General features: G+C 52.9%; 19 protein-coding genes and 1 other RNA gene. 16 read left to right on the top strand and 4 right to left on the bottom strand.

What is annotated here, in order from left to right; genetic code table 11:
- Window positions 1-325: 325 nt before the first annotated feature.
- From epd to ACR6JA_RS13840, 11 genes are all read left to right on the top strand, one after another.
- On the top strand, window positions 326-1,372 hold the full coding sequence (gene epd / locus ACR6JA_RS13890; protein WP_494493710.1) for an erythrose-4-phosphate dehydrogenase: 1,047 nt from the start codon (window positions 326-328) through the stop codon (window positions 1,370-1,372).
- A gap of 21 nt (window positions 1,373-1,393) precedes the next feature.
- Window positions 1,394-2,557 carry a phosphoglycerate kinase gene (gene pgk, locus ACR6JA_RS13885; RefSeq protein ID WP_494493709.1) on the top strand — a complete coding sequence of 388 codons (1,164 nt, stop codon included), beginning with the start codon at window positions 1,394-1,396 and terminating at the stop codon, window positions 2,555-2,557.
- A gap of 97 nt (window positions 2,558-2,654) precedes the next feature.
- Window positions 2,655-3,734: a class II fructose-bisphosphate aldolase gene (gene fbaA, locus ACR6JA_RS13880; protein WP_008461574.1), complete on the top strand. Its 1,080-nt coding sequence runs from the start codon at window positions 2,655-2,657 to the stop codon at window positions 3,732-3,734.
- Window positions 3,735-4,136: 402 nt separating this feature from the next.
- Window positions 4,137-5,075, top strand: a complete 939-nt coding sequence (gene tdcA, locus ACR6JA_RS13875) for a transcriptional regulator TdcA (protein ID WP_494493708.1) — start codon at window positions 4,137-4,139, stop codon at window positions 5,073-5,075.
- Between the two features lie 101 nt (window positions 5,076-5,176).
- A complete protein-coding gene (gene tdcB / locus ACR6JA_RS13870) occupies window positions 5,177-6,175 on the top strand; it encodes a bifunctional threonine ammonia-lyase/L-serine ammonia-lyase TdcB (protein WP_494493707.1) in 999 nt (332 codons plus the stop codon).
- A 15-nt stretch (window positions 6,176-6,190) separates the two neighbouring features.
- On the top strand, window positions 6,191-7,522 hold the full coding sequence (gene tdcC, locus ACR6JA_RS13865; protein WP_213715354.1) for a threonine/serine transporter TdcC: 1,332 nt from the start codon (window positions 6,191-6,193) through the stop codon (window positions 7,520-7,522).
- A gap of 36 nt (window positions 7,523-7,558) precedes the next feature.
- Window positions 7,559-8,767 (top strand): propionate kinase, encoded by a 1,209-nt coding sequence (gene tdcD / locus ACR6JA_RS13860; protein ID WP_213715353.1) that lies wholly within the window; start codon window positions 7,559-7,561, stop codon window positions 8,765-8,767.
- A gap of 29 nt (window positions 8,768-8,796) precedes the next feature.
- Window positions 8,797-11,091, top strand: a complete 2,295-nt coding sequence (gene pflB, locus ACR6JA_RS13855; RefSeq protein WP_213715352.1) for a formate C-acetyltransferase — start codon at window positions 8,797-8,799, stop codon at window positions 11,089-11,091.
- Between the two features lie 171 nt (window positions 11,092-11,262).
- Window positions 11,263-12,123, top strand: coding sequence for a small-conductance mechanosensitive channel MscS (locus ACR6JA_RS13850; protein ID WP_008461586.1), 861 nt, complete (start codon window positions 11,263-11,265; stop codon window positions 12,121-12,123).
- Between the two features lie 142 nt (window positions 12,124-12,265).
- Window positions 12,266-12,901, top strand: coding sequence for an arginine exporter ArgO (argO, locus tag ACR6JA_RS13845; RefSeq protein ID WP_494493706.1), 636 nt, complete (start codon window positions 12,266-12,268; stop codon window positions 12,899-12,901).
- 110 nt (window positions 12,902-13,011) lie between these two features.
- Window positions 13,012-13,749 carry an oxidative stress defense protein gene (locus tag ACR6JA_RS13840; protein ID WP_008461590.1) on the top strand — a complete coding sequence of 246 codons (738 nt, stop codon included), beginning with the start codon at window positions 13,012-13,014 and terminating at the stop codon, window positions 13,747-13,749.
- Between the two features lie 53 nt (window positions 13,750-13,802).
- Here the strand turns inward: ACR6JA_RS13840 and argP are convergent, their stop codons facing one another.
- A complete protein-coding gene (argP, locus tag ACR6JA_RS13835; RefSeq protein WP_008461592.1) occupies window positions 13,803-14,702 on the bottom strand; it encodes a DNA-binding transcriptional regulator ArgP in 900 nt (299 codons plus the stop codon).
- Between the two features lie 188 nt (window positions 14,703-14,890).
- Between argP and rpiA the strand changes: the two genes are divergently transcribed.
- A complete protein-coding gene (gene rpiA, locus ACR6JA_RS13830) occupies window positions 14,891-15,550 on the top strand; it encodes a ribose-5-phosphate isomerase RpiA (protein WP_008461594.1) in 660 nt (219 codons plus the stop codon).
- A 303-nt stretch (window positions 15,551-15,853) separates the two neighbouring features.
- Window positions 15,854-17,092: a phosphoglycerate dehydrogenase gene (gene serA / locus ACR6JA_RS13825; protein WP_008461595.1), complete on the top strand. Its 1,239-nt coding sequence runs from the start codon at window positions 15,854-15,856 to the stop codon at window positions 17,090-17,092.
- A gap of 37 nt (window positions 17,093-17,129) precedes the next feature.
- Here the strand turns inward: serA and ACR6JA_RS13820 are convergent, their stop codons facing one another.
- The 3 genes from ACR6JA_RS13820 to zapA all read right to left on the bottom strand — a co-directional run bounded on the left by ACR6JA_RS13820 (window position 17,130) and on the right by zapA (window position 18,301).
- On the bottom strand, window positions 17,130-17,726 hold the full coding sequence (locus ACR6JA_RS13820; RefSeq protein WP_494493705.1) for a 5-formyltetrahydrofolate cyclo-ligase: 597 nt from the start codon (window positions 17,724-17,726) through the stop codon (window positions 17,130-17,132).
- A gap of 20 nt (window positions 17,727-17,746) precedes the next feature.
- A non-coding RNA gene (ssrS, locus tag ACR6JA_RS13815) (6S RNA) lies at window positions 17,747-17,930 on the bottom strand.
- Between the two features lie 41 nt (window positions 17,931-17,971).
- Complete coding sequence (gene zapA, locus ACR6JA_RS13810; protein ID WP_008461599.1) at window positions 17,972-18,301, bottom strand: cell division protein ZapA; 330 nt, start codon at window positions 18,299-18,301, stop codon at window positions 17,972-17,974.
- 168 nt (window positions 18,302-18,469) lie between these two features.
- Here zapA and ACR6JA_RS13805 point away from each other — a divergent pair, with 168 nt between their 5' ends.
- The 3 genes from ACR6JA_RS13805 to ubiH are packed head-to-tail and all read left to right on the top strand — an operon-like array spanning window position 18,470 to window position 21,563.
- Window positions 18,470-19,048, top strand: coding sequence for a YecA/YgfB family protein (locus tag ACR6JA_RS13805; RefSeq protein ID WP_494493704.1), 579 nt, complete (start codon window positions 18,470-18,472; stop codon window positions 19,046-19,048).
- 23 nt (window positions 19,049-19,071) lie between these two features.
- The gene (pepP, locus tag ACR6JA_RS13800) at window positions 19,072-20,388 is read left to right on the top strand and encodes a Xaa-Pro aminopeptidase (protein ID WP_494493703.1); all 1,317 of its coding nucleotides are present in this window, start codon (window positions 19,072-19,074) and stop codon (window positions 20,386-20,388) included.
- On the top strand, window positions 20,385-21,563 hold the full coding sequence (gene ubiH, locus ACR6JA_RS13795) for a 2-octaprenyl-6-methoxyphenyl hydroxylase (RefSeq protein WP_494493702.1): 1,179 nt from the start codon (window positions 20,385-20,387) through the stop codon (window positions 21,561-21,563). The genes pepP and ubiH overlap by 4 nt, the downstream gene beginning before the upstream one ends.
- Window positions 21,564-21,565: the final 2 nt, after the last annotated feature.

The following is a 21,565-nucleotide window of genomic DNA, read 5'->3' as shown; positions in this document are numbered from 1 at the left end:
CATCTCGCTAACTATGAGGGTCGCTTCGGCGGCCCTTTTTTATGCCGATTATTCCACTTATACCCTGTTCTTTATTCCACCACTGCGGCGCTCAGTTGCAGTTATTCCATCAAAATTGTGATGTACGTCAGAAGTTGAGAGGAGCATGTTGGGGTATCGTTCCTTTTATTCCCGCTTTCGCTTAACATAGCTGAAGCGTTTCAGTCGAATAAATGTTCGACAATTAAGCAAACAAGTGCAGTTTCATGAGTGCGAGGATTCCCCTCAGGCGGTTGCTGGATTACTCTGTCAGCCACTAAATCCCAGGGATTCTGGCAGGAGAGATATGACCGTACGCATCGCTATTAATGGCTTCGGTCGCATTGGGCGCAACGTGGTACGTGCTTTGTACGAATCTGGTCGCCGTGCGGAAATTACCGTGGTAGCAATCAACGAACTGGCAGACGCTGCGGGTATCGCGCATCTGTTGAAGTACGATACCAGCCACGGACGCTTTGCCTGGGATGTTCGCCAGGAGCGTGAAGTCCTGTTTGTGGGCGATGACAGTATTCGCCTGCTGCATGAACCGACCATTGAAGCTCTCCCGTGGCGTGAACTGGGCGTTGATATCGTGCTGGACTGCACCGGTGTGTTCGGTTCCCGCGCTGATGGTGAAGCCCACCTCGCGGCAGGGGCGAAGAAAGTCCTGTTCTCACACCCTGGCGGTAACGACCTCGATACAACCGTCGTCTACGGCGTGAATCATGAGCAGGTCGAAGACAGCCACCGTATCGTCTCCAATGCCTCCTGCACCACAAACTGTATTATTCCAATCATTAAACTGCTGGATGAAGCGTTCGGCATTGAGTCCGGGACGGTCACTACCATCCACTCGGCCATGCACGATCAGCAGGTTATTGATGCTTACCACCCTGATTTGCGACGCACTCGTGCGGCGAGTCAGTCGATCATTCCGGTGGATACGCGTCTTGCGGCCGGTATCACACGTATTTTCCCACAATTTAATGACCGTTTTGAGGCGATCGCGGTGCGCGTTCCCACGATAAACGTGACGGCCATTGATTTGAGCGTGACGGTCAGAAATTCAGTAAATTCATGTGAAGTCAACCACTTGCTGCAAAAAGCGGCACAGGAAGCATTTCATGGTATAGTTGACTATACGGAATTACCGTTGGTCTCTACTGATTTTAACCACGATCCGCACAGTGCAATCGTCGACGGCACGCAAACGCGGGTCAGTGGGCAACATCTGATTAAAACTCTAGTCTGGTGTGATAACGAATGGGGCTTTGCCAACAGGATGCTCGACACCACGTTGGTTATGGCTCAATGGATTTCTGGTAAGGCGCACGTTGCGTCTGCAAAACTTTAAGAATCAACGAGAGGATTCACCATGTCTGTAATTAAGATGACCGATCTGGATCTGGCGGGCAAACGCGTATTCATCCGTGCCGATCTGAACGTGCCGGTTAAAGACGGGAAAGTCACCAGCGATGCGCGTATCCGTGCATCTCTGCCGACCATTGAACTGGCGCTGAAACAGGGTGCTAAAGTCATGGTGACTTCTCACCTGGGTCGTCCGACCGAAGGCGAGTACAACGAAGAATTCTCTCTGCTGCCAGTGGTTAACTACCTGAAAGACAAGCTGTCTAACCCGGTTCGTCTGGTAAAAGATTACCTGGACGGCGTAGAGGTTGCTGCCGGTGAGCTGGTTGTTCTGGAAAACGTTCGCTTCAACAAAGGCGAGAAAAAAGACGACGAAGCACTGTCCCAAAAATACGCTGCACTGTGCGACGTGTTCGTGATGGATGCTTTCGGTACTGCACACCGTGCGCAGGCTTCTACTCACGGCATCGCTAAATTTGCTGACGTTGCTTGTGCAGGCCCGCTGCTGGCTGACGAACTGGAAGCACTGGGCAAAGCTTTGAAAGAGCCTGCTCGCCCAATGGTTGCTATCGTTGGCGGTTCTAAAGTTTCTACCAAACTGACCGTGCTGGACTCCCTGTCCAAAATCGCTGACCAGCTGATTGTTGGCGGCGGTATCGCGAACACCTTCGTTGCAGCCCAGGGCCACAACGTGGGTAAATCCCTGTACGAAGCAGACCTGGTTGATACCGCTAAAGATCTGCTGACCCGTTGCGATATCCCAGTACCAACCGACGTGCGTGTTGCCACTGAGTTCTCCGAAACTGCGACCGCAACCCTGAAGTCTGTGAGCGACATCAAAGACGAAGAGCAGATTCTGGACATGGGCGACGTTTCCGCTGAGAAACTGGCCGTGATCCTGAAAAACGCGAAAACCATTCTGTGGAACGGCCCGGTTGGCGTATTCGAATTCCCTAACTTCCGTAAAGGGACCGAAATCGTTGCCCGTGCTATCGCAGACAGCGAAGCCTTCTCTATCGCAGGGGGCGGCGACACTCTGGCAGCTATCGACCTGTTCGGTATCGCAGACAAAATTTCCTACATCTCTACCGGCGGCGGCGCATTCCTTGAGTTCGTGGAAGGCAAAGTGCTGCCAGCTGTAGCGATGCTCGAAGAGCGCGCTAAGAAGTAATTCCTACGGGCAGGGTAACCTGCCCGTTGATTTATTGCCGCCCGGCAAGATTCAGGACGGTGATTCGATTTTTCCAAGGCCTACAGGACACATCAACATGTCTAAAATTTTTGATTTCGTAAAACCAGGTGTTGTAACTGGCGACGACGTACAGAAAATCTTCCAGGTAGCAAAAGAGAACAACTTTGCTCTGCCAGCCGTTAACTGCGTCGGTACCGACTCTATTAACGCCGTTCTGGAAACCGCTGCGAAAGTAAAATCTCCGGTTATCGTTCAGTTCTCTAACGGCGGTGCTGCGTTCATCGCTGGTAAAGGCGTGAAAACTGATGTTCCACAGGGTGCTGCTATCCTGGGTGCAATCTCTGGCGCGCACCACGTTCACCAGATGGCTGAACACTACGGCGTGCCGGTTATCCTGCACACTGACCACTGCGCTAAGAAACTGCTGCCGTGGATCGACGGCCTGCTGGACGCGGGTGAAAAACACTTTGCCGCTACCGGTAAACCACTGTTCTCTTCCCACATGATTGACCTGTCCGAAGAGTCTCTGGAAGAAAATATCGAAATCAGCTCCAAATACCTGGCTCGCATGTCCAAACTGGGCATGACCCTGGAAATCGAACTGGGCTGCACCGGCGGTGAAGAAGATGGCGTGGACAACAGCCACATGGACGCTTCTGCTCTGTACACCCAGCCAGAAGACGTTGATTACGCTTACACCGAACTGAGCAAAATCAGCCCACGTTTCACCATCGCAGCTTCCTTTGGTAACGTACACGGCGTATACAAACCAGGTAACGTGGTTCTGACCCCGACTATCCTGCGTGATTCTCAGGAATACGTTTCTAAGAAACACAACCTGCCGCACAACAGCCTGAACTTCGTCTTCCACGGCGGTTCCGGTTCTTCTGCTCAGGAAATCAAAGACTCCGTAAGCTACGGCGTAATCAAAATGAACATCGATACCGATACCCAGTGGGCAACCTGGGACGGCATCCTGAACTACTACAAAGAAAACGAAGCTTACCTGCAGGGTCAGCTGGGTAACCCGAAAGGCGCTGACCAGCCGAACAAAAAATACTACGATCCACGTGTTTGGCTGCGCGCAGCTCAGACCTCTATGATCGTTCGCCTGGAGCAGGCATTCAAAGAGCTGAACGCGGTAGACGTTCTGTAATTTGAGCTAATACTTGTTTCGATAAAAACCCGCCTTGGCGGGTTTTTTTATATTCAAATATCAGCGTAATATTTGCAGTCATTTTTAATTCTTTGTTTTATGCACCTTAATCTGAGTAAATAAACGTCAATATTGATAAATTTTTAGTCTGAATAAGAGTTTATTGGTGGTTATATGAATTTATTATCTCCATAAAATTATTTTATTCGGGATGTTTAGGTTGACCTTAATCATGGAAATAGCAAATTACAAAACATTAACCCATTGTTATTTATGGCTTTATATTTATTTGATTGCTTGTTGTACTGATGAGGGTTGAGCTCTTGTGAGTCGCCGCACATAACATAGAAGGGAGAATACGTAAGATCGCCGCCATTGATAACTTATTAGGCATGGCGCTTTATGGATAATACGACATTACCTAAAACACAGCACCTGGTTGTATTTCAGGAAGTGGTAAGAAGTGGTTCATTTGGCTCTGCGGCGAAGCAGCTAAGTTTGACTCAGCCGGCGGTAAGTAAAATTATCAGCGATATGGAAGCCTTGTTTGGCCTGGAGCTTATCATTCGCAAAAATACCGGTGTTCAGCTTACGGTTGCCGGTAAAGTACTGCTCAGTTACGCCGAGTCGATTACCCGCGAAATGCGCAACATGTGCAACGAAATGAACAGCCTGGTCGGCAGCGAAGCGGTAGATGTTTCATTTGGCTATCCTTCGCTTATCGGTTTTACCTTCCTGCCGGGCATGATGAAAGCCTTCAAAGAGCAGTATCCACAAGCTGAAGTTTCAATGTTTGAAGCTCAACTTTGCTCCTTCTTACCGGCGATACGTGACGGCAGGTTGGATTTTGCCATCGGTACGCTGAGCGATGAGATGCTGCTTCAGGATTTGCACATCGAACCTCTGTTTGAATCAGAGTTTATTCTGGTAGCCGGACGAACACGAACGCGCGGAGGCGTGATGACGCTCCGCTCATTAAGCCATGAGCAGTGGGTGTTGCCTCAAACCGAAATGGGCTACTACAGCGAACTTCTGACCATCTTGCAACAGAACCATATCACCAGCGATAAAATCATCAAAACCGACTCAGTTGTCACCATTTATAACATGGTGTTGACCGCCGGTTTCCTGACGATTATTCCCCGTGAAATGATCGCACCTTTTGGCTCTCAGGAGTTTGTTCAAATTCCATTAACGGATGAATTACCTGTTGCACGCTATGCTGCGGTATGGTCGAAAAATTGTCGTATAAAAAAATCAGCGGCTACTCTGGTCGAATTAGCCAAAGTGCATTCAGTGCGTAGTAAATATCAATTTAATAAATTAACGGTGGTGGCTTAGCTTACTTAGCATAATCACTTTTTATCACTCATTAAATTAAAGTGGCGAGTTTTTCATTATTCGCTACGAATATCTTTTATTGCTTTAATGCGGAGATTAACATGCATATAGATAATGAATTGCCAGTTACAATTAACGATGTTCTTGAAGCGAAAAAAAGAATATCTGGATTTGTTTATAAAACCGGGATGCCGCGTTCTAATTATCTTAGCGAATGCTGTAAGGGCGACATCTATTTGAAATTTGAAAATATGCAGCGTACCGGTTCGTTTAAAATGCGCGGTGCTTTCAATAAACTCAGCTCACTGAGTGAAGAAGAAAGAACCCGGGGCGTGGTGGCCTGTTCTGCGGGTAACCATGCTCAGGGTGTTTCATTGTCATGTGCGCTGCTCGGTATTAACGGCAAAGTGGTGATGCCAAAAGGTGCGCCAAAGTCAAAGGTCGCCGCCACGACTGACTATTCGGCTCAAGTCATTATCCATGGTGATAATTTTAATGAAACCATCGCCAAGGTCAGCGAAATTGTTGAGATGGAAGGGCGTATTTTTATCCCACCTTATGATGATGAAAAAGTCATTGCCGGACAGGGTACTATTGGCCTGGAAATTCTTGAAGATCTTTACGATGTCGATAACGTGATTGTGCCTATTGGTGGCGGCGGCCTGATTGCCGGCATTGCGGTAGCCATTAAATCCATTAATCCAACAATTAATATTATTGGCGTGCAGGCGGAAAACGTCCACGGTATGGCTTCCTCTTTCCGTACTGGTGAAATTATCGCATATCGGGCAGGCAGCACGTTGGCTGACGGCTGTGACGTTGCCCGCCCAGGGAAGTTAACCTTCGAAATCGTTAAAAAATTAGTCACCGATATTATTTTGGTCAGTGAAGACGAGATCAGAAATAGTATGGTCGCACTTATTCAGAGAAACAAAATTGTCACTGAAGGTGCTGGTGCGCTGGCTTCTGCTGCATTATTAAGCGGCAAGCTCGACCAGTACATTAAAGGCCGGAAAACCGTGAGTATTATTTCTGGTGGAAATATTGATTTGTCTCGTGTTTCTGAAATTACTGGCGCAGCGGAAGCCTGCCTGGTCTAAATAAGGATCTTCATTATGAGTAATGTAGAAACAACCCTTGTTGGTCAAAAAGAATCCTCCCTGTGGCGTAAGTCCGATACCACCTGGACTTTAGGTCTGTTTGGCACCGCCATTGGCGCTGGGGTCCTGTTTTTCCCTATTCGGGCGGGCTACGGCGGGCTTATCCCAATACTTATCATGCTTGTTCTGGCCTATCCGATAGCCTTCCTTTGCCACCGCGCGCTGGCACGACTGTGCCTTTCCGGCAGCAATCCTTCGGGGAATATCACCGAAGTTGTCGAGGAGCATTTTGGCAAAACGGGTGGCGTCGTTATCACCTTCCTTTACTTCTTCGCGATTTGCCCGCTACTGTGGATTTACGGCGTCACCATTACTAACACCTTCATGACCTTCTGGGAAAATCAGCTCCAGCTGATGCCCTTAAATCGTGGGCTGGTAGCGCTATTCCTGCTGATGCTGATGGCCTTTGTCATCTTCTTTGGTAAGGATCTGATGGTGAAGGTGATGAGCTGGCTTGTGTTCCCGTTTATCGCCAGCCTGGTCATTATTTCCCTGTCGCTTATTCCCTACTGGAATTCAGCGGTTATCGATCAGGTGAACCTGAGTGAAATCGCGTTGACCGGCCATGACGGCATCCTGGTGACCGTGTGGCTCGGGATCTCCATCATGGTGTTCTCCTTTAACTTCTCGCCGATTGTCTCTTCCTTCGTGGTGTCGAAGCGTGAAGAGTACGAAGCTGACTTCGGGAAAGCCTATACCGAAGACAAGTGCTCAAAAATCATCTCGCGTGCCAGCGTGTTGATGGTTGGCGTGGTGATGTTCTTCGCCTTTAGCTGCCTGTTCACGCTGTCGCCACAGAATATGGCCGAAGCAAAAGCGCAGAACATCCCGGTGCTCTCCTATCTTGCTAACCATTTCTCTTCACTCTCTGGTTCGAAGTCTACTTTTGCCACGGTGCTGGAATATGGCGCATCGATTATTGCCCTGGTCGCCATTTTCAAATCTTTCTTCGGCCACTATCTGGGCACGCTGGAAGGGTTGAATGGCCTGGTCCTGAAGTTTGGCTATAAGAGTGACAAAACGAAGGTTTCCGAGGGCAAACTTAATCTGATCAGCATGGTGTTTATCATGGGGTCAACCTGGGTTGTAGCCTACGCCAATCCAAATATTCTTGACCTGATTGAAGCGATGGGCGCCCCGATTATTGCCTCGTTGCTTTGCCTGCTGCCGATGTACGCGATTCGCAAAGTGCCAGCGCTGAGCAAATATAAAGGCAGAAGTGAAAATATCTTTGTTACCGTGATCGGCTTACTGACGATCCTTAACATCGTATACAAAATCTTGTAATTAACTGTCATTGGCTCAGGATGAGTGAACGTTAATATGAATGAATATCCGGTAATATTAACCATAAATTGCGGTTCATCTTCGGTTAAATTTTCCGTGCTGGATGAATTAACCATGGAGCCACTTTTAACGGGTATTTGCGAAGGTATAAATACCGAAGCCGCAATGCTTATCGTTAATAGCGGTGAGCCGGTGAAGCTGGCGCATTCTGATTATGAGGATGCGCTGGCGGCAATCTCCCTCGAGCTTGAAAGGCGTCATTTGACCGAAAGCGTGGCCTATATAGGCCACCGCATTGCTCACGGCGGGGCGATTTTTGGCGAGTCGGTATTGCTTACGGACGACGTCATGGAGCAAATCCGCGCGGTCTCGCCTCTCGCGCCGCTGCACAACTATGCCAATCTCAGTGGCGTGGCTTCGGCCAGGCTGCGCTTCCCTGGTGTGCCGCAGGTTGCCGTGTTTGATACCAGCTTTCACCAGACGATGAAACCTGAAGCCTATCTTTACGGCCTGCCATACCGCTATTTCAAAGAGCACGGCGTCAGGCGTTATGGATTCCACGGGACCTCTCACCGCTATGTTTCCATGCAGGCAAGCGAGCTACCTGAACTGAAAGGGCGTTCATTGGGGCTGGTGATTGCTCATCTTGGCAACGGGGCTTCAGTGTGCGCGGTGGTTGACGGGCAAAGCGCTGATACCTCGATGGGGATGACGCCGTTGGAAGGTTTGATCATGGGGACACGCTGCGGCGACGTCGACTTTGGGGCGATGGTGTGGCTGGCAAGGCAGACTGGGCAGTCGCTGGACGATCTTGAGCAGGTGGCAAATACCGAGTCAGGGTTGTTGGGGCTTTCAGGTATATCTTCTGACTTACGGACGCTGGAAAAAGCCTGGCAGCAGGGGGATACCCGCGCGGAGTTGGCTATCAACACGTTTGTACATCGTATTGCCAAAACCATCGGCGGGCACGCAACTTCGCTGCCACATTTTGATGGGCTAATTTTTACTGGTGGCATTGGTGAAAACTCAGCTCTTATTCGTCGTCTGGTTATTCAACATTTAAGGGTATTCGGTTTCGAACTGAATGAAGAAAAAAACATGCGGCCTAATTCTGACGGCGAGCGTGTTATTTCAACCCAGAACTCGGCAGTACTGTGTGCAGTTATTCCGACCAGCGAAGAAAAAATGATTGCTCTTGATGCCCGTGAATTGGGCAAGGCATCCCGGCTTGCAGAGTTCGCTTAATTTTATTTGCGGTACAGAGGATTGAATGAATGAAAATGGATATTGATATTTCCCATGATAATTATGCTCAGGCCTGGCAGCAGTTTCGTGGGGAATGCTGGCAGCATGAAATTAATGTTCGGGATTTTATCCAGCAAAACTACACGCCGTATGAGGGGGATGATGCGTTTCTGGCGAGTGCAACATCTGAGACGACGGCGCTCTGGGAAAAGGTGATGGAGGGTATTCGCGTTGAAAATGCCACTCATGCCCCGGTCGATTTTGATACTAACGTGGCCACGTCCATTACCGCCCATGCCCCCGGTTACATTATTCAGCAGCATGAGAAAATTGTTGGCCTTCAGACGGACCAGCCGCTAAAGCGCGCGCTGCATCCTTTCGGCGGCATCAATATGATCAAAAGTTCGTTTGAAGCCTATGGCCGCAAAATGGACCCTGAGTTTGAGTATCAGTTTACTGAGCTGCGGAAAACGCACAATCAGGGCGTGTTCGACGTTTATTCGCCGGATATTCTGCGCTGCCGCAAGTCCGGCGTATTGACTGGGCTGCCGGATGGTTACGGGCGTGGCCGAATCATCGGCGATTACCGCCGCGTGGCGCTGTACGGCATTGCTTATTTGGTCCGCGAACGTGAGCTACAGTTTGCTGACCTGCAGCAAAAGCTTGAACGCGGCGAGGATCTTGAGGCAACGATTCGCCTGCGTGAAGAACTGTCGGAGCATCGCCACGCACTGCTGCAAATACAGGACATGGCCGCTGGCTACGGTTTCGATATCTCGAGGCCGGCGAGCAACGCACAGGAGGCGATTCAATGGCTTTATTTCGCCTATCTGGCGGCGGTGAAGTCGCAAAACGGCGGAGCGATGTCGCTGGGGCGCACCGCAACCTTTATCGATGTTTATATTGAGCGCGATCTTCGCTCTGGCTTGCTCAATGAGCAACAGGCGCAGGAGCTTATTGACCACTTTATTATGAAAATCCGCATGGTGCGCTTCCTGCGCACGCCGGAGTTTGATTCGCTGTTCTCCGGGGATCCTATTTGGGCAACGGAAGTGTTAGGCGGAATGGGGCAGGATGGTCGTACTCTGGTGACCAAAAGTACCTTCCGCTACTTGAATACGCTTTACACCATGGGGCCTGCGCCGGAGCCGAATTTGACCATCCTTTGGTCTGAGGCGCTGCCGAAAGCGTTCAAGGTTTATGCCGCCAGGGTGTCGATTGAAACCTCGTCATTGCAGTATGAAAATGATGATCTGATGCGCAGCGATTTTGCCAGCGACGACTATGCGATTGCCTGCTGCGTTAGCCCGATGGTGATTGGCAAACAGATGCAGTTCTTTGGTGCTCGCGCCAACCTGGCAAAAACGCTGCTGTACTGCATCAACGGGGGAATGGATGAAAAGCTGAAGATCCAGGTTGGGCCGAAAACGCCAATGTTGCTCGACGATGTGCTGGACTACGACAAGGTGATGACCAGCCTCGACAGCTTTATGGATTGGCTGGCGGTGCAGTACGTGACGGCCCTGAACCTGATCCACTACATGCACGATAAATACAGCTACGAAGCTTCGCTGATGGCCCTGCATGACCGGGATGTTTACCGCACGATGGCCTGCGGCATCGCCGGGCTTTCGGTGGCGGTGGATTCACTTTCTGCCATCAAACACGCCGTGGTTAAGCCGGTGCGCGACCATACCGGGCTGGCGGTGGATTTCGTGATTGAGGGCGACTATCCGAAATACGGCAATAACGACGATCGCGTGGACGCCATTGCCTGCGATCTGGTTGAGCGTTTTATGAAGAAAATTCAGGCGCTGCCAACTTATCGCGATGCCGTGCCAACGCAGTCTATTTTGACAATTACGTCGAATGTGGTTTACGGGCAAAAAACGGGGAACACGCCAGATGGCCGCAGGGGAGGAACGCCGTTTGCACCCGGTGCGAACCCGATGCACGGGCGAGACACTAAAGGAGCTGTAGCCTCGTTAACCTCCGTGGCTAAGCTGCCGTTCAGCTACGCAAAAGATGGTATCTCTTATACGTTTTCCATCGTGCCTGCGGCGCTGGGGAAAGAGGATTCCATTCGCTGCCTGAACCTGGTCGGCTTGCTTGATGGCTACTTCCACCACGATGTCAAAACGGAAGGCGGGCAGCACCTGAACGTCAACGTGTTGAACCGTGAAATGCTGATGGATGCCATCGCGCATCCTGAAAATTACCCGACACTGACCATTCGTGTTTCTGGCTACGCGGTGCGTTTCAACGCACTTACCCGCGAGCAGCAGCAGGATGTTATTTCCCGGACCTTCACACAAACGTTGTAAGCCCACTTTTAGCCCGGACATTCGTCCGGGCTTTTCCCTTCCTTTGCTGCATTAATACTCAATTTGAGATCAATTTTGTGACGTACTTGGCACATTCATGCGTTTTTGTTTACCCTTTACGGTTTGAACTGCCTTACCGGGCGGAGAAACTTTTCAGACAAGGAACAGTAAATGGAAGATCTCAACGTAGTAGACAGTATTCATAATGCGGGGGGCTGGCTGGTACGCAATCAGGAGCTGCTCCTGAGCTATGCGGTAAATATCGTCGCCGCCGTGGCCATTTTGATCGCCGGGATGATCGTTGCCCGTCTGGTCTCCGGAGCCGTTAATCGCCTGATGCTGGCTCGCAGCATCGACAGCACTGTCGCCGACTTTCTTTCCGCGCTGGTGCGCTACGGAATTATTGCCTTCACGCTGATTGCGGCCCTGAGCCGTGTTGGGGTGCAGACAGCTTCGGTGATTGCCGTGCTGGGTGCCGCCGGTCTGGCCGTTGGTTTGGCGCTGCAGGGTTCCCTGTCCAACCTGGCCGCAGGCGTGTTGCTCGTTACCTTCCGCCCGTTCCGTACCGGGGAGTATGTCGATCTCGGCGGCATTGCGGGTACCGTGCTTAATGTGCAGATATTCTCCACCACGTTGCGCACTGTGGATGGCAAAATTGTGGTTGTGCCGAACGGCAAAATCATCGCCGGGAATATCATTAACTTCTCCCGGGAACCTGCCCGCCGCAACGAGTTCATCATCGGCGTGGCCTACGATGCCGACATCGATCAAGTTAAGCAGATCCTGACTGACATCATCACCAGCGACGAGCGCGTGCTGAAAGATCGCGACATCACCGTGCGCCTGAACGAGCTTGGCCCTTCATCCGTCAACTTTGTGGTGCGGGCATGGAGCAAAAGCGGTGACCTGCAAAACGTTTATTGGGACGTGCTGGAGCGCATCAAGAAAGCGCTTGATGCAAACGGCATCGGTATTCCTTATCCGCAAATGGACGTTCACGTTCGCCAGATGAAAGACTCTGATAACGCATAACTTCCGGGGCCAGCTTTCGCTGGCCTTATTTCCATCAGCAATAATTAGCTATACTTATAAGCGATTAAAAACATCAATTTCCTCTAATAATTTTTGCGCATTACACTCACGCTCAATAATGAACAGTTAAAGGGTGTGTCGCGTGTTATCTTATTATTTTCAGGGTATTGCATTGGGAGCCGCGCTAATTCTGCCGCTGGGGCCGCAAAATGCCTTCGTGATGAATCAGGGCATTCGTCGCCAGTACCATCTGATGATTGCTTCCCTGTGTGCGTTGAGCGACATCATTCTGATTTGCGGCGGGATTTTTGGCGGCAGCGCCATTCTGATGCAGTCTCCCTGGCTGCTGGCGCTGGTCACCTGGGGCGGCGTGGCATTTCTGCTGTGGTATGGCTGGGGTGCGCTGCGCACGGCGATGAGCAGCAACGTGGCGCTGGCTTCGGCCGAAGTGTTGAAGCAGGGGCGCTGGAAAATCGTGGTCACCATGCTGGCGGTGACCTGGCTCAACCCGCACGTCTATCTGGACACCTTTGTGGTACTTGGTAGCCTGGGAGGCCAGCTTGCGGAAGAAGCAAAACGCTGGTTCGCGCTGGGAACCATTAGCGCCTCCATTCTCTGGTTTTACGGCCTGGCTATTCTTGCCGCCTGGCTGGCCCCTCGTCTTCGTACCGCAAAAGCACAGCGCATTATCAACGGGGTGGTTGGGATTGTGATGTGGTTTATTGCCGCTCAGCTGGCCCGGGATGGCGTGCAGCACATCGCGGCACTAGTGGGCTAATTCGCCATAATCTGATAGACAAGTTACCATTACAGGCTAAGCTTGCTGGCAGACGTCGGGAGTTTGTTGATCGGCGTAATCACAGTGGAACGTAGCACGGAGGAGTTACAGTGAAGTTTAAAATTTTAGCATTAGCCGCGTTAATGGGATTAGGTTCTGTTTCTGTGCAGGCAGGTGAGTTGCCAAACGGCCCTCACGTGGTCACCTCCGGGACAGCCAGCGTCGATGCCGTTCCTGATATCGCCACGCTCGCTATCGAAGTCAACGTGTCCGCTAAGGACGCCGCTTCTGCCAAAAAACAGGCCGACGATCGCGTGGCGCAATACCTGACCTTCCTGCAGAAAAATGGCGTAGAGAAGAAGGACATCAATGCCGCTAACCTGCGCACACAGCCAGAGTATGACTACCTGAAAGACGGTAAGACTCAGTTGAAGGGCTACCGTGCGGTACGCCAGGTGGAAGTCACCCTGCGTCAGTTGGATAAAATGAACGAGCTGCTGGATGGTGCGCTGAAGTCCGGTCTGAACGAAATCCGTTCCGTGTCGCTGGGCGTTGCGCATCCGGAAGAGTACAAAGACAAAGCACGTAAAGAAGCGATTAACGATGCAACCCGCCAGGCGAAGCTGCTGGCCGAAGGCTTTAACAGCAAGCTGGGCCCGGTCTACAGCGTGCGTTACCACGTGTCTAACTACCAGCCCGCGCCGATGGTTCGCATGATGAAAGCGGACGCGGCTGCACCGGCTTCCGCTCAGGATACCTACGATCAGCAGACTATTCAGTTTGACGATCAGGTCGATGTGGTGTTTGAACTGCAGGGCGCACAAACCCCGGCGGCACCTGCTCAGTAAGATGTGATCTTCACCTTAACCCTCGCCGCATCCGGCGAGGGTTAATCAAAGCGTTATTCCGTATCCTGCCTCAAGACCTTGTGCCCGTACTCCAGCAACGCATCCGTCACGTTGCGCATCATGCGGCTTTCCGGTGCAAAGCGGTGCCAATAGAGCATGCGGCGCTGCAGCAGACCCGGTGTCAGGTCAATTAATTCCCCGCTATTTAACTCGCGCTCAATTTGCAGGTGCGGGATCATACAGCACGTTGTGCCCTGGCGAGCCAGTTGCACAAAGGCCTCCGAGGAGTTAACGATATGGCACGGCACGCTGCCGGGGGACAGATCAAAGTTCTGCTGTAAAAATGCCTGATGCATATCGTCGAGATGATCAAAGGCTACGGCAGGGGCTTTTAACAGCGCCGACCGCGTGACGCCATTCGGGAAGTAACGCTCGGCAAAATCTTTCGACCCCACAAACAGATAGTCCAGCGCGCCCAGGCGATCCACCAGGCAGCTCGGCAGCGGCTGAGGTTGGATGGACACCGCCCCAACCACTTCCCCGCGACGCAGGCGTTCCTGAGTGCGGGTTTCATCTTCCACCTGAAGATTCAGGCGAATGGGGGAGTCGGCCAGAACCGGCGCAAGGGCCGGTAGCAGCCAGGTGGCCAGACTGTCGGCGTTAACGGCCAGCGAAAGCAGCAGCGGCGTGGAGCCGGTTTGCTCATCGCCCAGCCACTCTTCTTCCAGCAGTTCCACCTGACGTAAAAGTGCCAGCAGTTTTTGGCCCTGCTCGGTGGGACGGGGCGGCACGGTGCGCACCAACAATGGCTGGCCGAACATCGTTTCCAGTTGCTTGATACGTTGTGACACCGCCGACTGAGTAATGCACAGCTTCTGCGCCGCACGCTCAAATCCTCGTTCACGAATTACCGCATCCAGCGCCTGCAGCGTTCTGTAGTCCGGGCGTTTCATTGTTGTTCATCTGCTCCTGATTTCGTCGTGCAGTCACTATGACATAAATTTGCCGCTGATTCAGACCAAATCAGCAAGCTGACAGTGTGTTTGAACGTGATGGGGTTTGCATTGCGGCAAAGCCGGGGACAATTTTCCGACGCATGCTCTATAATGCGCGTCAGTTTCCACATCACAGGCATAAAATTATGACGCAGGATGAACTGAAAAAAGCAGTCGGATGGGCAGCACTCCAGTACGTGCAGCCGGGCACCATTGTGGGCGTGGGCACGGGCTCAACCGCCGCGCATTTTATTGATGCTTTGGGCACCATCAAACACCAGATTGAAGGTGCTGTTTCCAGCTCCGACGCTTCCACCGCGAAACTGAAAAGTCTTGGGATCCCCGTTTTCGATCTCAACGAGGTGGATTCATTAGGCGTCTACGTCGACGGTGCCGATGAGATCAACCATCAGATGCAGATGATTAAAGGCGGTGGTGCAGCGCTGACCCGCGAGAAAATCATCGCCTCCGTTGCCGACAAGTTTGTTTGCATCGCGGACGCCTCCAAGCAGGTTGATATTCTCGGTAACTTCCCGCTGCCGGTGGAAGTGATTCCTATGGCGCGCAGCGCCGTCGCGCGTGAACTGGTAAAACTGGGTGGTCGCCCGGAGTACCGTCAAGGCGTGGTCACGGACAACGGTAACATCATTCTGGATGTGCATGGTTTGAGCATCATGGAGCCGATGAAGCTGGAAAACATCATCAACGGTATGCCCGGTGTTGTTACCGTGGGCCTGTTTGCGAACCGTGGCGCGGATGTGGCGCTGATCGGTACCGCTGACGGCGTAAAAACCATCGTGAAATGATCTGACCGGGGCGCGTTCGGCGCCCCAAAAAACCGTATAAAAAATGACAAATTATTTTAACCGCATATTTGGTGACATATATCACATTTCGGTAACAGTGCTGTGATTCATACCTGGTTCACTCTCCCGCTCAGCATTTTATTCTGACTCTCACCGCCTTATTCCCGCCTGACGATACGGCGACGCAATCGTTCATATTGCCCCAAACGTAGATTTTGATATTTTGACAGAAGGGTAACTTATAGGCGGTGGCGCATCACCGCCTAAAAACGAATACAACAGCACTGAAAATAGGGTCGGGAAATGGCAAAAGTATCACTGGATAAAGACAGAATTAAATTCCTGCTTGTGGAAGGCGTGCACCAGAAGGCGGTAGACAGCCTCCGTGCAGCAGGATACACCAACATTGAATTCCATAAAGGCGCGCTGGATTCCGAAGCGCTCAAAGAGTCGATCCGTGATGCTCACTTCATTGGCCTGCGCTCCCGCACCCATTTGACCGAAGAGATCTTTGCCGCGGCTGAAAAACTGGTGGCTGTAGGCTGCTTCTGCATCGGCACCAACCAGGTTGATCTGGATGCGGCGGCGAAGCGCGGTATTCCGGTGTTTAACGCCCCGTTCTCGAACACCCGTTCCGTTGCCGAACTGGTGATTGGTGAATTGCTGCTGTTGCTGCGTGGCATTCCTGAAGCTAACGCCAAAGCTCACCGTGGCGTGTGGAACAAGCTGGCGGTAGGCTCTTTTGAGGCCCGTGGTAAAAAGCTGGGCATCATTGGCTACGGCCACATCGGTACGCAACTGGGGATTTTGGCTGAATCCCTGGGGATGCACGTCTACTTCTACGATATCGAAAACAAGCTGCCGCTGGGCAACGCGACTCAGGTTCAGCATCTCTCCGACCTGCTGAATATGAGCGATGTGGTTAGTCTGCACGTGCCGGAAAACGCTTCTACCAAAAACATGATTGGTGCGAACGAGCTGGCCTTGATGAAGCCGGGCTCGCTGCTGATCAACGCCTCTCGCGGTACGGTGGTAGATATTCCTGCTCTGTGCGGTGCGCTTTCGAGCAAGCATCTGTCTGGTGCGGCTATCGACGTCTTCCCGACCGAACCGGCCACCAACAGCGATCCGTTTAACTCTCCGCTGTGCGAGTTTGACAACGTGATCCTGACCCCGCACATCGGCGGCTCAACTCAGGAAGCGCAGGAAAACATCGGCCTGGAAGTGGCGGGCAAACTGGCGAAATACTCGGATAACGGCTCTACGTTGTCTGCGGTTAACTTCCCAGAAGTTTCTCTGCCGCTGCACGGGGGCACCAGCAGCCGCCTGCTGCACATTCATGAGAACCGCCCTGGCATTCTGACCGCGCTTAACCAGATCTTTGCTGAGCAGGGTATCAACATTGCCGCTCAGTTCCTGCAGACCACGCCGCACATGGGTTACGTAGTAATTGATATTGATGCGCCGGAAGATGTGGCTGAGAAAGCGCTGAAGTCAATGAAAGCGATTCCGGGCACTATCCGCGCCCGTCTGCTGTACTGATCTGACCATGGCCTCTTCCCCGAAGGGGGAAGGGGCATCACCACTGCCAAAGGCGCGATGGCGTCACCACGGCAGGCAAAGGAATATCCCACTGTTCTACCGGCAACGTCTCCACCTGCTGGCAATCATGCGCCAGGCCAACCGGGTAGAAACCGTGCTGCTGCCAGTTCTGCAGCGTTCTGTCGTAAAACCCGCCGCCCATCCCCAGACGCTGGCCTGTTTCATCGAAGGCCACCAGCGGCGTGACCAGTACATCCAGCTTATTCAGCGGCAGCACGTCGCGAACATCCAGCTTAGGCTCAAGAATTTTCAGGCGATTGGTGACCAGGTTACTTTGCGGCGTGTAGCGTAAAAACAGCAGGTTGCCGGGGCTAAAAGGATGAAGCACCGGGAGATAAACGTTTTTGCCTGCCTGCCATAAAGACTGAATCAGCGGGGTGGTATTCAGTTCCCCGTCGAACGAGAGAAACAACGCTACGGTCTGAGCACGAATAACCGGCTCAAACGCCAGCATGCGTTCAGCAGCCTGTAGGGCAAAGGTTTGTTGTTCTGGGGGAGTGAGCGACCGGCGTCGCTGCCGAATCGTTTGGCGAATGTCCTGACGAAGCGTTGAGGTTAACGGGGTATGCGTCATGATGGTCGGGTAGTAAAGAGGGAATCTCCGAGATGCCGCCGCAGGCTGTAACCCTTGAACCCTTGGTTCAAGGTGAGTGTGTCGTCATGGTTTTAAGGCTTCTCGGACGGACCGAGCATGCTCACCAACCGCGGAGCGCCACACTCTTGTGGTATGAAATATCGGCTCAGGGGACTGGCCCGCTTGCAAACATCTCAGAGAAATTTTGTCTTCGAAGTTACTCTACCACAGTCAACTGCGAAGTGTTATTCAAACTTTGGACCCTGTCGGTCTGCAATGCGACCTTGCTCAAGCAATGCTTGTTCGATGGTCTGCTGTAGCATCCGAATACGCTCTTCCATATTGGCGGCGTAGTCACGGGTTTTCGACTTTTCCTGAGCCAGTTCGTAGCAAATGTTAAGTGCTGCGATGAACACCAGCTGCTCGGTATTTGTGACTCTAGTGCGAACTTTTAAATCTTGCAACCGCTGATTCAGCTCTTCCGCAGCCTGATTCAGCGCATCCTGTTGTTCAGGCGGACAATTCACGCGCAATGAACGACCGAAAATTTGAATATCGACTGGTTGTGCAGACATGCCACCTTCCTGCTGTTTACTCGCCTGCCTTTACGCTACCGGCCCCGGTAGCGGAAGGGGCGCCACTATAGCTATCCCGATATCAAGATACAAGCCCTTTTCTGGTATCTGCGGGGGTCCTGGTGGTAGCATAACACACACTATTCCTGCCAACGATGACGAATGCGCATGTCAATACAGAACGCAATGCCGGACTACGACTTAGTCGGCCAACTTTTGAACCAACAGGGTGTGGGTCTGACGCCTGCAGAAATGCACGGCTTGATCAGCGGCATGCTGTGCGGTGGTAACAAAGACACCAGCTGGCAAACGCTGCTGCATGACCTGACTAACGAAGGCTTGGCCTTTAGCCAGAACCTCGCAGATCCGCTGCGCCAGATGCACTGCGCCATTGGCGATGCGCTGGAAGACGAAGGCTTCCTGTTCCAGCTTTACCTGCCGGACGGGGATGATGTCTCCGTTTTCGATCGCGCCGATGCGCTTTCCGGCTGGGTAAACCACTTCCTGTTGGGCCTCGGCGTTATGCAGAGCAAGCTCGACAAAGTCACCGGTGAAACCGGCGAAGCCATTGACGATCTGCGTAATATTGCCCAGCTGGGTTACGACGAGGACGAAGACCAGGAAGAGTTGGAGATGTCGCTCGAAGAGATCATTGAGTATGTGCGTGTTGCCGCGCTGCTGTGCCACGACACCTTTACTCACGCGGCACCGACCGCGCCAGAGGTACGCAAACCTACGCTCCACTAACAATCAAAAAATCAGGGGATGTGATGACCCAGCAGGAATTTCTTCGCCGCCGTCAGGCGCTACTGGCGAAAATGGTGCCCGGCAGCGCTGCGTTAATTTTCGCGGCCCCGGAAGCGACCCGCAATGCCGACAGCGAATACCCTTATCGGCAGAGCAGCGATTTTTGGTACTTCACCGGCTTTAACGAGCCGGAAGCCGTGCTGGTGCTCATTAAAAGCGATGAGTCGCATAATCACAGCGTGCTGTTCAACCGCGTGCGGGATAAAAGTGCAGAAATTTGGTTTGGCCGCAGGCTTGGCCAGGACGCTGCCCCGCAGAAGTTAGGGGTGGATCGCGCGCTGGCCTTCAGCGAAATCGGTGAGCAATTACATCTCCTGCTAAACGGCCTGGATGTGGTTTACCACGCTCAGGGCGAGTACGAATATGCGGATAACATCGTTTTTGCCGCGCTGGATAAGTTGCGTCGTGGTTCGCGTCAAAATCTCGCTGCGCCCGCAACCCTGACCGACTGGCGCCCGACTGTACACGAACTACGCCTCTTCAAATCCGAAGAAGAGATTGCCGTTATGCGTCGTGCCGGGGAGATTTCCGCGCTGGCGCATACTCGTGCCATGCAGGCCTGCCGCCCGGGAATGTTTGAATATCAGCTCGAGGGTGAAATTCACCACGAGTTTACTCGCCAAGGCGCGCGTTATCCTTCGTACACCACCATTGTGGGTGGCGGTGAGAACGGTTGCATTCTGCATTACACCGAAAACGAAAGTGAACTGCGCGACGGAGATCTGGTGCTGATAGACGCCGGATGTGAATACCAAAGCTACGCCGGAGACATCACGCGCACTTTCCCTGTTAACGGCAAATTCAGCCCGGCGCAGCGTGAAATTTATGACATCGTGCTGGAATCGCTCGAAACCTCGCTAAAACTCTACCGACCGGGCACGTCCATGCAGGAAGTGACGACGGAAGTGGTGCGCGTCATGGTTAAGGGGCTGGTGAAGCTCGGTATTCTGAAAGGCGATATTGATCATCTGATAGCCAATAACGCCCACCGCGCGTTCTTTATGCATGGCCTGAGCCACTGGCTGGGGCTGGACGTGCACGACGTGGGCGCTTATGGGCAGGACAGGTCACGCGTGCTGGAGCCGGGGATGGTCATCACCGTCGAACCTGGGCTTTATATTGCTCCGGATGCGGACGTGCCCGCGCAGTACCGTGGCATTGGCATCCGCATTGAAGACGACATTGTGATCACCAAAGACGGCAACGAGAACTTGACCGCCAGCGTGGTGAAGTCGGCAGACGATATCGAAGCGCTGATGGCAGCGGCGCGTCAGCCATGAGCGTCATCATTGTTGGCGGCGGGATGGCAGGGGCGACGCTGGCATTAGCCATATCGACCCTCACCCAGGGAAAATTGCCGGTGCACCTCATCGAGGCGATTGCCCCGGACTCAGCCGCTCATCCGGGGTTTGATGCCAGAGCCATCGCGCTCGCCCAGGGCACCCGGCAGCAGTTGGCCCGCATTGGCGTATGGTCTGCGCTCGCCGACTGCGCCACGGCAATTAAAACCGTGCACGTCAGCGACAAAGGCCACGCCGGCTTTGTCACCCTTGAAGCTGAGGATTACCAGATTGATGCGCTTGGGCAGGTTGTGGAGCTGCACGACGTCGGGCTGCGTCTTTTTAGCCTGCTGCGTAAAGCGCCTGGCGTAACGCTGCACTGCCCGCAGCGCGTTTCGTCGTTTACCCGGCATGAGCATAGCGTTCAGGTTGTACTGGATAACGGCGTTGAGCTGCAGGGCAACGTTTTGGTTGCGGCGGATGGCACCCGTTCTAAGCTGGCGGCGCAGTGCGGCATCACTTGGCAGCCGCAGAGCTACCAGCAGATCGCCGTGATTGCCAACGTCACGACTTCTGAACCCCATCATGGCCGGGCATTTGAGCGCTTTACCGAATACGGGCCAATCGCCATGCTGCCGATGTCCGATGGGCGCTGCTCGCTGGTCTGGTGCCATGCGCTGGATGCCCGTGAGGAGGTTGAAAGCTGGAGTGAAGCAGAGTTTTGTCAGCAGCTTCAGCGTGCCTTTGGCTGGCGACTGGGGCGAATTACCCATGCAGGCATTCGCCATCATTATCCTTTGGCGTTACAACAGGCTTCTCAGACCGTATCCCATCGCCTGGCGCTGGTAGGCAATGCCGCGCAAACGCTGCATCCGATAGCCGGGCAGGGATTCAACCTTGGCCTGCGCGACGTTATGTCGCTGGCTGAAGGGTTGGCAGAGGCGCACGCTGCAGGCACGGATGTCGGCAGTTTCCCGGTTCTGGCCGCTTATCAGCAGCGCCGTGCCGCAGATAAAGCGGCAACCATAGGCGTCACTGACGGGCTGGTTCAGCTGTTTGCTAACCGCTGGGCACCGCTGGTGGCGGGCCGTAATCTTGGCCTGATGGCGATGGAACATTTTACTCCGGCACGAGACGTGCTGGCTCAGCGCACCCTGGGTTGGGTGGCGCGTTAAAG

The organism is Cedecea sp. B1(4), from assembly GCF_059414925.1.
Note: the sequence above shows the minus strand (reverse complement) of the source record. Positions and strands in the feature narration are given on the sequence as shown.

Coding starts and splice junctions, on each gene's coding strand:
- ACR6JA_RS13850 (WP_008461586.1), top strand. CDS start 11,263: ATGGAAGATCTCAACGTAGTAGACAGTATTCATAATGCGGGGGGCTGG.
- tdcD (WP_213715353.1), top strand. CDS start 7,559: ATGAATGAATATCCGGTAATATTAACCATAAATTGCGGTTCATCTTCG.
- epd (WP_494493710.1), top strand. CDS start 326: ATGACCGTACGCATCGCTATTAATGGCTTCGGTCGCATTGGGCGCAAC.
- tdcB (WP_494493707.1), top strand. CDS start 5,177: ATGCATATAGATAATGAATTGCCAGTTACAATTAACGATGTTCTTGAA.
- rpiA (WP_008461594.1), top strand. CDS start 14,891: ATGACGCAGGATGAACTGAAAAAAGCAGTCGGATGGGCAGCACTCCAG.
- argP (WP_008461592.1), bottom strand. CDS start 14,702: ATGAAACGCCCGGACTACAGAACGCTGCAGGCGCTGGATGCGGTAATT.
- tdcA (WP_494493708.1), top strand. CDS start 4,137: ATGGATAATACGACATTACCTAAAACACAGCACCTGGTTGTATTTCAG.
- pepP (WP_494493703.1), top strand. CDS start 19,072: ATGACCCAGCAGGAATTTCTTCGCCGCCGTCAGGCGCTACTGGCGAAA.
- pflB (WP_213715352.1), top strand. CDS start 8,797: ATGAAAATGGATATTGATATTTCCCATGATAATTATGCTCAGGCCTGG.
- fbaA (WP_008461574.1), top strand. CDS start 2,655: ATGTCTAAAATTTTTGATTTCGTAAAACCAGGTGTTGTAACTGGCGAC.
- zapA (WP_008461599.1), bottom strand. CDS start 18,301: ATGTCTGCACAACCAGTCGATATTCAAATTTTCGGTCGTTCATTGCGC.
- pgk (WP_494493709.1), top strand. CDS start 1,394: ATGTCTGTAATTAAGATGACCGATCTGGATCTGGCGGGCAAACGCGTA.
- ubiH (WP_494493702.1), top strand. CDS start 20,385: ATGAGCGTCATCATTGTTGGCGGCGGGATGGCAGGGGCGACGCTGGCA.
- tdcC (WP_213715354.1), top strand. CDS start 6,191: ATGAGTAATGTAGAAACAACCCTTGTTGGTCAAAAAGAATCCTCCCTG.
- serA (WP_008461595.1), top strand. CDS start 15,854: ATGGCAAAAGTATCACTGGATAAAGACAGAATTAAATTCCTGCTTGTG.
- ACR6JA_RS13805 (WP_494493704.1), top strand. CDS start 18,470: ATGTCAATACAGAACGCAATGCCGGACTACGACTTAGTCGGCCAACTT.
- ACR6JA_RS13820 (WP_494493705.1), bottom strand. CDS start 17,726: ATGACGCATACCCCGTTAACCTCAACGCTTCGTCAGGACATTCGCCAA.